This window comes from Deltaproteobacteria bacterium (genome assembly GCA_021159305.1).
GTDB lineage: Bacteria > Campylobacterota_A > Desulfurellia > JAGGSF01 > JAGGSF01 > JAGGSF01.
This window is the reverse complement of record JAGGSB010000031.1, coordinates 1-14,306: the sequence shown is the minus strand read 5'-3', so window position 1 is coordinate 14,306 and position 14,306 is coordinate 1. Positions and strand designations below refer to the sequence as shown.

Sequence of the window (14,306 nt, the reverse complement as noted above, 5' to 3'; positions counted from 1 at the left end):
GCAGGAATAAGCCTATTTCAGCCTCCTTCAGGATAACCTGCACGTGTATTTTTTCTTGCTTTATAGCACAACAAGAGAAATATTGCAAGTAAACTATTCTAATTCCATAATTAGGTCCCCTGCTTCTATGCTTTCTTTTTCTTTTAAATATATCTTTTTGATTGTTCCTTCACATGCGGTAACAATTTTTGTTTCCATCTTCATTGCCTCTGTAGTAGCTAATATATCGCCTTTTTCTACATGTTGACCTTCAATTACATTGATACTTATTATCTTTCCTGGCATGGTGGCACATATATGTTTTATATTTTCAGAGTCTCCTTTTATGTTTTGCTTTACCAAAACTTCTGTTTTTTTGTCTTTTACCTTTATGGTGCGTTGCGGTCCATTCAATTCGAAGTATACAGGTCTTTCACCCTTTTCATCGCATGGTCCCACCGATATAAATCTTATGAATAATTTCTTTCCGTGTTCTATAATTACACTTGTTTCTTCATTATGTTTTAATGGATAAAAGAAGTCTTTAGTGGAAAGTTTTGTTACATCTCCATATTCATCGTTAAACTTTATATAGTCCTCAAATACATTAGAATAAAGTGCATAAGAGATAAGCTCGCGAAATTTGAAATCTTTTTTATATTTGTTTTCTAATTCTTTTTTTGCACCTTCAAAATCAAATGGAGGTAAGAATTTTCCTGGTCGCTCATCCGTTGGTGTCTCGCCCTTTAATACCTTCTCTCTTATTCCTTTTGGAAAAAAACCACCGTAAGGTTGCCCCAGTAAGCCTTTATAGAAATCCATTACCGATTGAGGCAAAGAAAGTTCATCTGCTCTTTCTTTAAAATCTTCTATACTAAGATTGTTTCTCACCAAAAATAAAGCTAAATCACCAACTACTTTTGATGATGGTGTAACCTTTATAACATCACCTAAAGCCCAGTTTACCTCGGCGTACATCTTTTTTACTTCCTCCCATCTATCTATAAGTCCCAATGCTGTTACCTGTGGTTTTAGGTTGCTGTATTGACCGCCAGGTATTTCATGGGTGTATACCTCTGCTGTTGATGCTTTAAGGTCACTTTCGAATGGATAGTAATATGTTCTTACTCTTTCCCAATAATCGGATATCTCATCCAATTTTTCTCCGTCCATAGAACTTTTTCTTTTGGTGTGAGCAATGGCTCTTACAATGGAATTCATATTTGGTTGGCTGGTCAACCCTGACATAGAACTGATAGCTGCATCTACAATATCCGCTCCTGCTTCAATGGCCATAAGTATAGATGCTTCTCCATTGCCGCTGGTGTCATGGGTGTGAAAGTGAATGGGTTTTCCTACTTCTTGTTTTAAGGTTTTTATGAGTTTTTTTGCGGCATAGGGTTTGCACAGACCTGCCATATCTTTTATAGCAATGATGTCTACATCCAGTTTTTCTAATTCTTTTGCTAAATCTACATAATACTTTAAATTGTATTTCTCTCTGTTTTTATCTAAAATATCTCCGGTATAACAGATAGCGGCTTCACATATTTTTCCTTGTTTTTTTACCTCTTCTATGGATATTTTCATCTGAGGTAGCCAGTTGAAACAGTCAAATATTCTGAATACATCTATACCACAGGAGGAAGCTTCTTTTACAAATGCTCTAATAACATTATCGGGATAATTGGAGTATCCTACAGCATTTGATCCCCTCAACAGCATTTGAAACAATATGTTGGGTATTTTTTCTTTTAGCTCTTCTACCCTTTTCCAGGGGTCTTCTTTTAAGAATCTGTAAGCAACATCAAATGTTGCTCCTCCCCACATCTCTATTGAAAAGAGCTGTGACATCCAACGGGAGGTGGCTTCTCCTACATTTAGCATATCGTATGTTCTTATGCGAGTGGCTAAAAGTGATTGGTGTGCGTCACGGAATGTAGTATCTGTGAACAAAATCTCACCTGTATTTCTTATCCATTCTATTACTCCCTTTACTCCTTTTTCTTCTAAAATATCTCTTGAACCTTTAGGAATAGTTGTATCTGTTATATTTATCTTTTTTATTTCGGGGAACACGATATTTTCATTTATCTTTATATCTTCTTGTTTGTTTACTATATTATTTCCTAAAAATGAAAGTAACCTTGTTGCTCGGTCTCTTCCTATTTTTAGTTTGAGTAATTCAGGATGTCTTTCTATAAATTCTGTGCAGAAGTATTCTTCTAAAAAGATTTTTGATCTTAACACATTTAGTAAAAAGGGAATATTTGTTTTTACGCCTCTTATTCTAAATTCATTTAGAGATCGTATCATCTTTTTCACTGCTTGTTCAAATGTTAATCCCCAGGAGGTTACTTTGACCAACAATGAATCATAATAGGGTGTAATGCGTGCGCCGCCGTAGGCTGATCCTGCATCCAATCTTATACCAAATCCAGCGGGTGATCTGTAAGCTTCTATTACACCTGTATCGGGCATGAAGTTATTTTCCGGATCTTCTGTTGTAATTCTACACTGCAGAGCACAACCTCTCTTTTTTATATCCTCTTGTTTAAGATTGATCTTTTCACCATTTAATCTTTCTCCTTCTGCGATGTGTATTTGGCAATGGACAATATCAATGCCCGTAAGTCTTTCTGTCACTGTATGTTCTACCTGAACGCGGGGATTTGTTTCTAAGAAATAATAATTGAAGTTTTCATCCATTAAAAATTCAAATGTGCCGGCATTTACATAATTGGATGTTTTTGCTATCTTTATCGCATCTTTATATAGATTTTGAAGAACATCTTCTGGGATGTTTCTGGCAGGGGTTATTTCTATCATCTTTTGATGTCTTCTCTGGATAGAACAGTCTCTTTCGTAGAGATGAACAACATCTCCGTGTTTATCTGCTAAGATTTGTACTTCTATATGTCTGGGTCTTTCTATGCGTTTTTCAATGAACATATCTGAGCTGCCAAATGCCTTTCCTGCTTCTCTTTTTGCAGATTCAAAATTATCTAAGAGGTCTTTTTTGCTTTTTACAATTCTTAAGCCTCTTCCACCACCACCTTTAGATGCTTTGAGCATTATGGGATAACCAAAGCTCTCAGCAAAGCTTATCGCCTCGTTGACATCTTTTAAAGCTTTTCTGGAACCGGGTATCATAGGCACATTACATCGTTCGGCTATTTCTTTGGATTTTAATTTGTCTTCAAATAATCTTAGTGTTTCCGGTTCGGGACCTATAAATATTATATTGTTTTCTCTGCATTTCTCTGCAAACTCTGCATTTTCTGCTAAGAAACCGTACCCTGGATGTATAGCGTCAATGTCTTTTCGCAATGCAAGCTCAATTATTTCGTCCATAGAGAGATAGGCTTCTACGGGGTCTTTATCTTTGCCTATTAAGTATGTCTCATCCATTTTAAATCTGTGTAGAGAATATTTGTCTTCATTCGAATAGATGCCTATTGTTCTTATGCCCAGCTCATTACCAGCACGGGCTACTCTTATGGCAATTTCTCCCCTATTTGCTATAAGCAGTTTTTTAATTTCTTTACTCATGGTTTATTTTTATCATATTAATCTGTATTTGTCAATTTTGCCCTGGAACTCTTAAACTTTATACGAATTGAACAACCGGTAAATTTGTATAATCTGTATAGATTGTTTAAGATATATCTCTTGTAATTTTCTGTAATCTCTTCTGGTTTCGTAGCGAATAGGATAAATGTTGGCGGAGATATACTTGCTTGCGTAATATATTTAATTTTTATTTCTTTTCCTTTTTTAGAAAAAGGGGGATATTTTTTGATTACTTTCTGCATATCTTCATTTAATCTGGCAGTGGATATTCTTGTTTTATATGCTTCTACTATTTTTTCTATCCAATGCAGAAGTTTGCCAATATTTCTTCGTTTTATAGCGACTGTACAAACAATAGGAGCGTAGTGTGCAAAAAAGAGTTCTTCCTTTGTCTTTTGCAGTGTTTCTGTTTTTTTTTCAACTGTATCCCACTTGTTTAAAACTACAACGAGGCATTTGTTTAATTTTTGGGCATAAGAGGCAATTTTTTTGTCTTCAGTTGTTATCCCTTCTTTTGCATCGACAATGAGAATGACAATATTTGCTCTATTTATGGATAGTATGCTTTGTAAGGCACTAATCTTTTCTATGTCTCCTTTTATTTTGCCTTTTCTTCTTAAGCCTGCTGTATCTATGAGAAGATATGATTTGTTTTCATATTTAAATTCTGTGTCTATGCTATCCGTTGTGGTACCGGGAAATGGACTTACATTAACTCTTTCTTCGTTTAATATGGCGTTTGCCATACTTGATTTTCCTACATTTGGTTTTCCTATCACTGCTATTTTTGCAGTGTAGATCTTTTCTCTTCTTTCTCTATCTTCAGCAAAGAAGAGTAGCTTTTCTTCTAATAACTCTGTATTTCTTCTGTGAGCTACGGAGATAGGTATAATTTCACCAAATTTGTAGTATTCGTTGATATTTTCCTGACTTTTTTTGACATCTATTTTGTTTACAACAAGCAAGATGGGTTTATTGTATTTTCTCACCAGTTCCATCAATTCTTCGTCTTCCTGTGTGGGGGGGTGGGTAGCATCGAATAAAACGATTATTATATTTGCTCTTTTTAAACTTATAGATAGCTGATTTAGGACATAGGGAGAGAGTTCTGTCTGTTTAGAAAAACCACCGGTATCTATAAACATGAAATTTTTACCGTTGATTTCCCCGTAATCGATAATCCTATCTCTTGTGGTGTGCGGTATGTTAATCACTATACTTTTCCTTTTTCCTATGAGGAGGTTAAATAAAGAAGATTTTCCTACATTTGCCTTTCCTACGATGGCGACCTGAGGAACACTCATACTATCCAGTTCTTTCTTTCTAATTCACTATCCGGAATGATTATCTGAATATATCCCCATTGAGGAAAACGCTCTTCTGTCTGCTTGTCTTTATTTCTTATCTCTGCAAATAATGTTATGATTTCTCTTTCTTTCAGGTTGAATGATTTTCTTTCTATGCCTATTTCTATTATTTCATCTGCACATGTTTTTATTCCTTCTTTTCCCTTGCTGATAGGCTTATTTTCTTTGCTATAATGAAGAACAATAACCTTATTTTCTTCCATAATTATTCTATGTGTTTGGTCATTGGTCAAGGTGATCTTTAGTGTCTTTTCTTCTAAATTGCAGGAACAATCTATACGCAGGTAAAGAAATTGTTCATCAAAACACCAGTAGATCTTTTTTATTATCTTTTTTGAGGGATGCATTGTAGAAAGAATATCTTCATATTCACCAGCGCCTAACCATTCATAGTAAGAGCTGATTTTCCCGTCGATTGTCGGAGTGATAAACGCAGTGGGTTTTTTCTGCGGTTCAATGAATGTTCTTAATTTTTTTATAGGTTCATCTAAAATAGATGGAGGTGTTTTTGATGAAAAGAGATAGGCATTTTTCAGGTGTATTCTGTACAGATTATCGAACAAAAGATCTTGTTGCGAGCTATGTTCTAAACCATACCACCAATTCCAATCACTACCTTCGGCTACGTATATCTCTTTTTCACTTTGTTTTGATATTTCTTTTAGGTCTTCTTTTGTTTTCTTCAACAATTCCCATGATTTATTGTCTTCTTCGTCGCCAATCCAAACTTTAAAATTTGCGTTTATCCATGAACCAGGCCATATATCATTATTTAGGGATAAGATTTTATCCTTATGTTCTTGTAGATACTGGGATGGTGTGATTAGGGTGATACTGTCATCTTCGTTTAATTTTTTGTAAAGCAACTTAAGGAAGGGATAGCCGTTTTTTCTGTAATATTCCCACGCATTTTCTCCATCCAATATGATGCTTATTATAGGATTATTGGTGCCGCTTGTTTTCCTTTTTATGGTGTTTATAAAATCTTCTACTGCTTTTTCCTCATCCATTTGGGCATAAGTGAAGGCTATCTTGTCGGACAACTCTGTATCTCTGAAGAAAATATAGAGAGGCAAGTCTTTATATTTGTAACATCTATAAGGCGTGGCTGAGGGAGAGGTGTTTTTTAATATTACATCACCTGTCATGATAAAATTAAATCCCTCTTGAGCTGCCATGTTTAATGTTTCATCACTAACCGAACCTTCTGAAGGCCACAAACCCTTTATTTCCCTGTCCATGAGTTTTTCTACGAATATCTTGCCTTCTTTTATCTGTTTTCTTGCATCTTCTGGGTGAGTAAAACGAGATGGCAATTTAATATTTGGTGAACAAACTGAAGCTATATTCGTGTCAATAAGCAAAGGGAGAATGGGATGATAGAATGGAGATGTTGTTATTTCAATTTTTTTTTCAGTAAACACCTCTTTGTACAGAGGAATAATTCTTTTCATAATTTCCATCTGTTTGTTGTAGATGCTTTTCTTGTCCTGTTCTGTGAAGTTTCGTTCTTTAATAATAAGAGTTTTTATTTCTTTGTCCTTTCTTTTTGTGTATTCTCCAAGCCATGCCAGGTTGAACAATATCTGGATATCTCTTATGTCCTGTGTTGTAAATCCGGAAGAGGAAGTCATACCTTCGGAGCCCTTAAGCAATTGTCTTTTTTTGTACAGCTGGCTATAACGGAAGGATTCGGAAATTGCTTGATGGTTGGCATGGAAAAAGTTAGAGATAATATAGGTTTTTTCTTCTTCATTTAAGATTGATGTGTCTTTCAATACTATTTCGTTTTGGATCTCTTTTGCACTGTTCTGTGTATAGTCTTCTATTTGTTCTAATAAGACAGGCGTGAGATTGAATGATACCTTCGCTTTTTCTTCTCTGGCAATCATCAACATATCGTAATAGTCTTTTACGGCATGTAATCTCACCCATGGCATAAAATATGTATGTTCTCTATCATTTTTGTAGTATGGCTGATGCATATGCCATACTATGGAGAGATAAATCATGGGGTCATTATATTGCAACTACTTGAGAAAACAAGATATATTTGATATAATTTGGTATGCAGGTTTTTGATGCTTCCTCTTGTGGGGATGTGAGAATTAATGAAAATCATTGTGCGAGATTGCTTTTTGCACGCAGCAGATGTGATGATTGTATAAGATCATGCCCGCAAGGGGCTATATCGTTTTCTACAAGAGAATATAAGATAACCAAAGATTGTAATGGATGTGGTATATGTTATTCTGCCTGCAAAGCAGGGGCAATAAAATTGGGGGATAATTTTGATGAGATTGTTTTAAATAAAATATTGAAAGAGGCAGAAAGAAAAAAAGTGCGTTTTTTGTGCAGCAAGGCAAAAGCGGACGAAGATTCATATAATGTGGTTTTATCTTGTATTAGCAGATTAACGGAAAATGTTTTATTTAAACTTATTAAAACAGGGCTTAAGGTAGAGATAGCTAAAGGTGAATGTAACGGTTGTGGATATGAAAAGAGTTTGTTTGCTTTTGAAAGAAATATGAAATTTTTAGAGGATATTCTTTTCTCTTCTGGAATTAAACAAATACCTATTATTAAACAAGAGGTAGCCGAAGAGGAAATAAAAGAGGAGGAGTCTCCACGCCGGGAGTTTTTTAAGATGTTTGCTAAGCCCATAAGGGACATGCGGGCAGAAAAACCTCGAAGATTATTCTTTATGGATTTAATTCAAGAACCTTTATCTGAAAGAGAAACAGATTTTCTATTAAATATATCTATAAGTGATGATTGCAATCTGTGTGGTGCATGTGTTTTTGTCTGTCCTACAAAGGCTATCACTATAGAAAAAGACGATAGAAAAGGTATAATATGTTTTTCTCCTTCCCTATGTGTAGGTTGTAGAAATTGTATAGATGTTTGTATGAGAAAGGCTATTTGTGAGAAGAAAGCTAATATGGTATTGTTAAACAAGGATGTGGTAAAATTAAAAGAGCTAAGAAGGCAGGTGTGTACGCATTGCGGCACTGTTTTTTATTCTGTGGATGAAAAGGAGCTGTGTAGTATGTGTGAGATGAGAAAAGGGAAAGAAGATGCCTTATTTGCTTCCTGGGAAGAGGCAAAGGAGAAAAAATGACAGATAAAGTTTTTGTTATTGGACGAAGGAATCCTGATACAGATGGAATTGCATCTGTTATCGGTTATGCTTATCTAAAGAAGAAGATTACGCGGGAAGACAAGTATGTCCCAGTCACGGCAGGATTGTTAGAAGTGAGAACAATGAAGATTTTAGATTTTCTACTGATAAAATATCCTCCACTTATGGAAGACCTGAATCTTCATGTTTCAGATATTATGACAAAAAGAGTGATTGTAGCCCCTTTAGGTGCTCCCGTCGTAGAGGTGTTTAAGATCATGGTTAAGGAAGATATTCGTGTTGTTCCGGTGGTAGATAATGAGGACAAGTTTTTTGGATTGGTGGGCTTTATTGATATTGCTAAGAAGAGCATATCTACCGTTGTCCCTGATGTATTTCGGAGAGTGAAAACGAGTATTGAGTTGATGTCGAGATCTGTATCTGGTGATGTAGTAAATAGTGTGGACGGAGATGAAGAATTTATAGCTAACATTACGGTGGTTGCTACTAGTGCGGAAAGGTTTTGTTCTGCTATAGATACTTTCGATGCGAGAGAAGTGGTAGCTGTGATAGGAGACAGGGAAGATGTACAAAGGGTGGCTATTAAAAAAAAGGTGAGATGTTTAGTGATATTTGACGGTTATGAGTTGAGTGAAGAGCTGCTTGAACTTGCGAAAAAAAATGAAGTTTCTGTTATTTATTCTCCCTATGGTGCTTGCACCACGGTTGGTTTGATTGAATGGAGTGCGCCTGTTTATGTGATTGCCAATAAGGGTGAGGATACGGCGAGACAGGGAGAAAAAGTAGATGATATAAGGGAAAGAATGCTTACATCTCCCAATCGTGCCCTACCTGTGATTGATGAAAAAACGGGGAAGGTTTTGGGGGTGATAACACGCACAGATCTTGCTAAATATGTTGCAAAAAGAGTTATCTTAATTGATCATTCGGATACGCTTAATGCACCGGAGGGTATATTCAGCTGTGTTATTGAGGAAATTATTGATCATCATCGATTTGGCGATATAAGATTAAAAGAAGTGGCCCGAATAAGGACAGAGCCCTGGGGTAGTACATCGGCTATCGTAGCGGATGAATATATGAGGCATAATGTGAAGCCGGAGAGAAAAATTGCTTTTCTTCTGGCAGCTGGAATAATAATAAATACGGAATTTTTTGAGAAAGCTACTACCACAAAAAAGGACAAGGAAATGTTTGAATGGCTTGTAGATGTGGGTAGAGAGGACAAAGAAAGCTTTATTTCTCACATCAAAAATTTATAGGAGTACTATGAAATCGATATATGAAGGGAAAGCAAAAATTCTTTATGAGACAGAAGATCCCGGGTTGCTGATTATGCACTTCAAGGATGATGCTACGGCATTCAACGGGAAGAAGTTTGCCATAATAAAAGGGAAAGGGCGACTAAATAAGGAGGCAACTACCATTGCTTTTGACTGGTTAAAAAAAGCAGGCATTGACACGCATTTTGTAAGAGAGATATCGCAGGATGAAGTTTTGGTGAGAAAAGTAAAGATTATACCGTTGGAAGTTGTGGTGAGAAATATTATTGCAGGTTCTCTGGCTAAGCGAACGGGGTTAAAAAAGGGTGAAAAATTAAAATTCCCTATCATTGAGTTTTACTACAAGAGTGATGAGCTGAATGATCCTATGCTCAATGAATATCATATTCGGGTGTTTGATATAGCGGACAAAGAAACAATTGAGGAGATGAAGAAAATTGCTTTTTATGTTAACGATTTGCTAAGAAAGAAGTTTGAACAAGCAGATATTTTGCTGGTAGATTTTAAAATTGAATTCGGCAGAGATGAAGAAGGGAAACTCATACTTGCGGATGAGATTACACCGGATGGAGCAAGATTGTGGGATATGAAAACAGGCGAGGTGTTGGATAAAGATAGGTTTAGGTTTGACTTAGGTGATTTGATAGAAGGATATGAAAAGGTTTTGGAGAAAATAAGGTGCGTTTCGTAGTGGTGGTAAAACTAAAACAGGGAATATTGGATCCGCAGGGAAAAGCGATAAGAAAAGTAATAGAGAGAAGAGGAGAAAAGAGGATTAAAGATATACGGGTAGGGAAATATTTTGAAATAGAAATGGAAGGGTCAAATAGAAAAGAAACACAAAAAACAGTGGAAGAGATATCTAAAGATATACTTTCCAATCCCATCATAGAGACGGTTGATATTATATAATGAAGGTGGGGATTGTTGTTTTTCCCGGAACAAACTGTGATAAGGATATTTTTTGGTCAATAAAGACATTGGGCGGAATACCTGTATACATCTGGCATGAGCAGGAAGATGTGGGAGACATAGACTGCATTATATTGCCAGGCGGTTTTTCTTATGGCGATTATCTGCGAGCTGGAGGGTTGGCTAAGTTTTCAAAAATAATGGATAGAATAGGGCTATTTGCGGATGAGGGGAAGTTTGTTATAGGTATTTGTAATGGTTTTCAGATTTTATGCGAGTCGGGCCTCCTTCCTGGCGTACTTATGAGAAATAGCAATATGCGTTTTATATGCAGGGATATATTCGTGAAGGTGGAGAAAAGTGAATGTGTGTTTACCAAAAATATTGAGGGTAAAATATTAAAGATGCCCATTGCTCATAAAGAGGGTAATTTTTGGTGTAGTAATGAAACATACGAAACATTAGGAAAAAATGGGCAAATTGTTTTTAGATACTCTACATTGGACGGTGAGATAAAAGATGCGGCAAACCCCAACGGTTCACTACATAATATTGCAGGAGTGTGTAATATTAGGGGAAATGTTTTAGGCATGATGCCTCATCCCGAGAGGGCTTGTGAGGAGCTTTTGGGTGGTGTGGATGGAAGGCAAGTGTTGAATTTCGTCGGGAGGGAAAATGGGTAAAAAGATGAGCAAGGTAGCGTTTTTAGAGGCAGAAAAATACATTGCCGGGGGAGTTGACAGCCCGGTGAGAGCGTTTAAAGCAGTGGGCGGAGATCCACTGTTTATTCAAAAAGGAAAAGGCAGTAAGATTTATGATATAGATGGCAATGAGTATATAGATTATGTGGGAAGCTGGGGACCTGCTATCCTGGGTCATTCGCCAGAAAAGGTTATAGATGCAGTGAAAAAAGTTGCAGAACGAGGCTTAAGTTTTGGTGCACCTACAATACTAGAAACAGAATTAGCAAGGAGAATTATAAAAGCAATTCCGTCCATTGAAAGAGTGAGGTTTGTGAGTTCCGGCACAGAAGCAGCGATGAGCGCACTAAGACTGGCCAGGGGATTTACAAAGAGAGAAGATATTGTGAAATTTACAGGGGGCTATCATGGACATGTTGATTCTCTACTTGTAGAGGCAGGTTCTGGTGCGGCAACTTTTGGCAATCCCACCAGCTCGGGTATTCCAAAGGATTTTGCTCGTCATACCATCGTTCTTCCGTATAATGATATAGATGCCTGTCAAAACCTGTTTAAAGAATTAGGTGAAACTATTGCTTGTGTCATTGTTGAACCAATAGCTGGTAATATGGGCACTATTTTGCCCAATGAGAATTTCTTAAGTGCTCTAAGAGAGATTACTTTAAAGTACGGAAGTCTTCTTATATTCGACGAGGTTTTAACGGGTTTTAGAATTACCTATGGTGGTTACCAAAATTTAATGGGCATAAGACCGGATATTACTTGTTTAGGGAAGGTCATAGGCGGAGGAATGCCTGTAGCTCTTTATGGGGGGAGAAAAGAAGTTATGAGTCTTGTTTCTCCTCAAGGTGATGTTTATCAAGCGGGAACTTTATCCGGAAATCCCCTTGCCATGATTTCAGGAATTGAAACTTTGGATACTTTAAGAAGAGAGAATCCTTATCTTTCTCTTCATCAAACAACAGAGAAGCTTGCTTTAGGGTTGGAGGAAGAAGCAAAAAGAGTTGATTTACCCGCTAAGGCGAGTTTTATAGGTTCTATGTTTACTTTGTTCTTTTGTGATAAGATGCCTGAGAATTTCGATATGGTTAACAGATGTGATACATCTTTGTTTTCGATGTATTTTAATGGTATGCTGAAAAATGGTGTATATCTCCCTCCGTCTCAGTTTGAAACAAATTTTCTATCCTGTGCACATACAGAGGATGATATACGAAAAACAATCGATGCCTCAAGGGAGGTATTTAAAAATATTAAAAGATAACGAGAAAAAGAAGAAGTTTTATCGTGATTTATATACGGCGACAACGATAGGTTTTAGTGTTGTCTTTTCGGTGTTAATTGGAGGAGCTATAGGGTATTTTTTAGATAAATGGTTTCCCAGCTTACACCCCTGGCTGTTTTTTATTTTTCTTTTTTTTGGTATTGTGGCTGGTTTTGAAAATATGTACAGAGGTTTTAAAAAGCTGAAAAATGATAACGATAAAAAGACTTGAACGGACACAGATAACAGTGTATTTTCTATCTATAGTTTCCTCTTATCTTATCGGTGGAGCCGGGATGTGTGCTGGTGTGATAATAGGAGGGGTAATAATTTTTATTGATTGGTTTTTGTTGAAGAAAATGTCGTTTTATTTTGTGAGGGGAAATAGAGGTGCTATGTTTGGTTCTTTAGTTCGTTATATTTTTATTGGTCTTTTGCTTTTATTTGTCTTTTGTATTTGTAAGTTGAATGTATGGGGTATTTTGTGGGGTGTCTCCATAGTGCCTTTATCTCTGGTTTTGGTTACATTTTATCTGGCTTTTAATTATCTATTTAAAGTAGGAGGAAATTAAAGTGGAAGCACCAACGATACTGGATTTTTTTGTTAAGATGACTCATTTGCCGCATTATCTGGTTTTTACCTGGTTTATAATGTTTATTATTATAGTGTTTTCTTTAATTGTTCGTTTGACTTTAAAACTTATGCCCTCAGGTTTTCAAAATGTAGTGGAAAGCATAATAGAGATGTTGTACTCTTTTGTTGAGGATATATTGGGTAAGCATACCAAAAAACATTTTCCTCTTATTGCTACCTTGGCTTTGTTTATCTTTTTTGCCAATATTGTTGAACTTATTCCGGGTTTTGTTCCTCCTACCAGTAGCTGGAATACAACAATTGCTATGGCACTCATTGTGTTTGTTTATTATCAATATTTAGGTATAAAGACACATGGTATAAAGTATATTAAGCATTTTATGGGTCCTATATGGTGGCTTACGCCTTTGATGGTTCCTGTGGAAGTGATCGGTCATTTTGCTCGTATTCTCTCTCTTTCAGTGCGACTTTTTGGTAATATTATGGGCGATGATTTGCTGCTGGTAATTGTATTTTTTCTAATGCCAGTGCTTGTTCCTTTACCTATAATGGCATTGGTGCTTCTGGCAGCTGTTATTCAGGCATTTATTTTCCCGCTTCTTTCCACTTTATACATTGCCGATGTTATAAGTGGGGGTGAATAAAATTTTATTGACTTTATCTGATTTTTTGCAATACTTTAAAATGCATTTTTTGATAAGGAGGATTTGATGTTGAGGAGAAGTGGAATTGTTTTTCTTAGTTGTATGGTTGTGCTGTTCCTGGTAACTCCTGTTTTTGCTCAGGAGGTAAAGGATGCTGCACATTTGTCAATGTTCAATCATTATATGTATGTGGCACTTGCTGGAGCATTAGGATTGGGTTTTGCTGCTTTGGGCTGTGGTATTGGGCAAGGTTTGGCTATTCAGGGTACAACAACGGGGATAGCACGCAATCCTGGGGCAGGAGGAAGGCTTTTGACCGTTATGATGATTGGCCTGGCGATGATAGAGTCTCTGACCATTTATATGTTGGTTGTGGCGCTTATTATTCTCTATGCAAACCCATTTGGCGTTATTTAACTTGAAAAGAAGTGGTTTAACATTATTATTTTTAGCGCTGGAGGAGTGGCCGAGTGGTTTAAGGCGGTGGTCTTGAAAACCATTGTACCGAGGGGTACCGTGGGTTCGAATCCTACCTCCTCCGCCTTTTTTATGAGGAGAGGTGGCCGAGTGGTTTAAGGCGCTCGCCTGCTAAGCGAGAATAGGGGTAAACTCTATCGCGGGTTCAAATCCCGCCCTCTCCGCCATCCTTTATAAGGAGGAGTGGCCGAGTGGTTTAAGGCGGTTGACTCGAAATCAATTGAGGGGTTTTTGCCCCTCCGTGGGTTCGAATCCTACCTCCTCCGCCAAAGGCGGAAGCAAAACAGAAAAATTTTCTAAACATTTCTTTAATCGCGCGCCTGCAAAAATTCATTTCCTCCAAACCCCCTTTTCTTTTTGCCCGGCTCA

Annotated in this window: 13 protein-coding genes and 3 tRNA genes; 13 read left to right on the top strand and 3 right to left on the bottom strand. The window is 36.7% G+C overall.

Annotated features, from left to right (window positions below):
* Positions 1–93: 93 nt before the first annotated feature.
* From J7J10_01915 to J7J10_01905, 3 genes are read right to left on the bottom strand one after another with little or no spacing between them, the layout of a single operon-like run.
* Positions 94–3,531, bottom strand: a complete 3,438-nt coding sequence (locus J7J10_01915) for a pyruvate carboxylase (GenBank protein MCD6129695.1) — start codon at positions 3,529–3,531, stop codon at positions 94–96.
* 17 nt (positions 3,532–3,548) lie between these two features.
* Positions 3,549–4,856, bottom strand: coding sequence for a ribosome biogenesis GTPase Der (gene der / locus J7J10_01910; GenBank protein MCD6129694.1), 1,308 nt, complete (start codon positions 4,854–4,856; stop codon positions 3,549–3,551).
* The gene (locus J7J10_01905) at positions 4,853–6,931 is read right to left on the bottom strand and encodes a hypothetical protein (GenBank protein MCD6129693.1); all 2,079 of its coding nucleotides are present in this window, start codon (positions 6,929–6,931) and stop codon (positions 4,853–4,855) included. Before J7J10_01905 ends, der begins: the two co-directional genes overlap by 4 nt.
* Before the next feature lie 56 nt (positions 6,932–6,987).
* On the opposite strand from J7J10_01905, the gene J7J10_01900 reads away from it, so the two are divergent.
* The 13 genes from J7J10_01900 (at position 6,988) to J7J10_01840 (ending at position 14,206) form a co-directional block, all read left to right on the top strand.
* Positions 6,988–8,040, top strand: coding sequence for a 4Fe-4S binding protein (locus tag J7J10_01900; GenBank protein ID MCD6129692.1), 1,053 nt, complete (start codon positions 6,988–6,990; stop codon positions 8,038–8,040).
* On the top strand, positions 8,037–9,323 hold the full coding sequence (locus J7J10_01895) for a DHH family phosphoesterase (GenBank protein ID MCD6129691.1): 1,287 nt from the start codon (positions 8,037–8,039) through the stop codon (positions 9,321–9,323). The genes J7J10_01900 and J7J10_01895 overlap by 4 nt, the downstream gene beginning before the upstream one ends.
* A gap of 7 nt (positions 9,324–9,330) precedes the next feature.
* A complete protein-coding gene (locus J7J10_01890; protein ID MCD6129690.1) occupies positions 9,331–10,035 on the top strand; it encodes a phosphoribosylaminoimidazolesuccinocarboxamide synthase in 705 nt (234 codons plus the stop codon).
* Positions 10,023–10,256 carry a phosphoribosylformylglycinamidine synthase subunit PurS gene (gene purS, locus J7J10_01885; GenBank protein MCD6129689.1) on the top strand — a complete coding sequence of 78 codons (234 nt, stop codon included), beginning with the start codon at positions 10,023–10,025 and terminating at the stop codon, positions 10,254–10,256. Before J7J10_01890 ends, purS begins: the two co-directional genes overlap by 13 nt.
* Complete coding sequence (purQ, locus tag J7J10_01880) at positions 10,256–10,939, top strand: phosphoribosylformylglycinamidine synthase I (protein ID MCD6129688.1); 684 nt, start codon at positions 10,256–10,258, stop codon at positions 10,937–10,939. The genes purS and purQ overlap by 1 nt, the downstream gene beginning before the upstream one ends.
* Positions 10,932–12,221, top strand: coding sequence for a glutamate-1-semialdehyde 2,1-aminomutase (gene hemL, locus J7J10_01875; GenBank protein MCD6129687.1), 1,290 nt, complete (start codon positions 10,932–10,934; stop codon positions 12,219–12,221). Before purQ ends, hemL begins: the two co-directional genes overlap by 8 nt.
* Complete coding sequence (locus tag J7J10_01870; GenBank protein MCD6129686.1) at positions 12,163–12,453, top strand: AtpZ/AtpI family protein; 291 nt, start codon at positions 12,163–12,165, stop codon at positions 12,451–12,453. Before hemL ends, J7J10_01870 begins: the two co-directional genes overlap by 59 nt.
* Complete coding sequence (locus J7J10_01865) at positions 12,431–12,793, top strand: hypothetical protein (GenBank protein MCD6129685.1); 363 nt, start codon at positions 12,431–12,433, stop codon at positions 12,791–12,793. Before J7J10_01870 ends, J7J10_01865 begins: the two co-directional genes overlap by 23 nt.
* A gap of 1 nt (position 12,794) precedes the next feature.
* Positions 12,795–13,460 (top strand): F0F1 ATP synthase subunit A, encoded by a 666-nt coding sequence (gene atpB, locus J7J10_01860; protein ID MCD6129684.1) that lies wholly within the window; start codon positions 12,795–12,797, stop codon positions 13,458–13,460.
* A 102-nt stretch (positions 13,461–13,562) separates the two neighbouring features.
* Positions 13,563–13,877 (top strand): ATP synthase F0 subunit C, encoded by a 315-nt coding sequence (atpE, locus tag J7J10_01855; GenBank protein ID MCD6129683.1) that lies wholly within the window; start codon positions 13,563–13,565, stop codon positions 13,875–13,877.
* A 39-nt stretch (positions 13,878–13,916) separates the two neighbouring features.
* Positions 13,917–14,001 (top strand) — tRNA-Ser (locus tag J7J10_01850).
* A 12-nt stretch (positions 14,002–14,013) separates the two neighbouring features.
* Positions 14,014–14,104, top strand: a tRNA-Ser gene (locus J7J10_01845).
* Between the two features lie 10 nt (positions 14,105–14,114).
* Positions 14,115–14,206 (top strand) — tRNA-Ser (locus J7J10_01840).
* Positions 14,207–14,306 lie beyond the last annotated feature (100 nt).

Excerpts from the sequence above, each read along its gene's own strand:
- J7J10_01895 (MCD6129691.1), top strand. The coding sequence starts at position 8,037 with ATGACAGATAAAGTTTTTGTTATTGGACGAAGGAATCCTGATACAGAT.
- J7J10_01900 (MCD6129692.1), top strand. The coding sequence starts at position 6,988 with ATGCAGGTTTTTGATGCTTCCTCTTGTGGGGATGTGAGAATTAATGAA.
- purQ (MCD6129688.1), top strand. The coding sequence starts at position 10,256 with ATGAAGGTGGGGATTGTTGTTTTTCCCGGAACAAACTGTGATAAGGAT.
- J7J10_01905 (MCD6129693.1), bottom strand. The coding sequence starts at position 6,931 with ATGATTTATCTCTCCATAGTATGGCATATGCATCAGCCATACTACAAA.
- der (MCD6129694.1), bottom strand. The coding sequence starts at position 4,856 with ATGAGTGTTCCTCAGGTCGCCATCGTAGGAAAGGCAAATGTAGGAAAA.
- J7J10_01915 (MCD6129695.1), bottom strand. The coding sequence starts at position 3,531 with ATGAGTAAAGAAATTAAAAAACTGCTTATAGCAAATAGGGGAGAAATT.
- J7J10_01870 (MCD6129686.1), top strand. The coding sequence starts at position 12,163 with ATGATATACGAAAAACAATCGATGCCTCAAGGGAGGTATTTAAAAATA.
- atpE (MCD6129683.1), top strand. The coding sequence starts at position 13,563 with ATGGTTGTGCTGTTCCTGGTAACTCCTGTTTTTGCTCAGGAGGTAAAG.
- J7J10_01865 (MCD6129685.1), top strand. The coding sequence starts at position 12,431 with ATGATAACGATAAAAAGACTTGAACGGACACAGATAACAGTGTATTTT.
- J7J10_01890 (MCD6129690.1), top strand. The coding sequence starts at position 9,331 with ATGAAATCGATATATGAAGGGAAAGCAAAAATTCTTTATGAGACAGAA.
- hemL (MCD6129687.1), top strand. The coding sequence starts at position 10,932 with ATGGGTAAAAAGATGAGCAAGGTAGCGTTTTTAGAGGCAGAAAAATAC.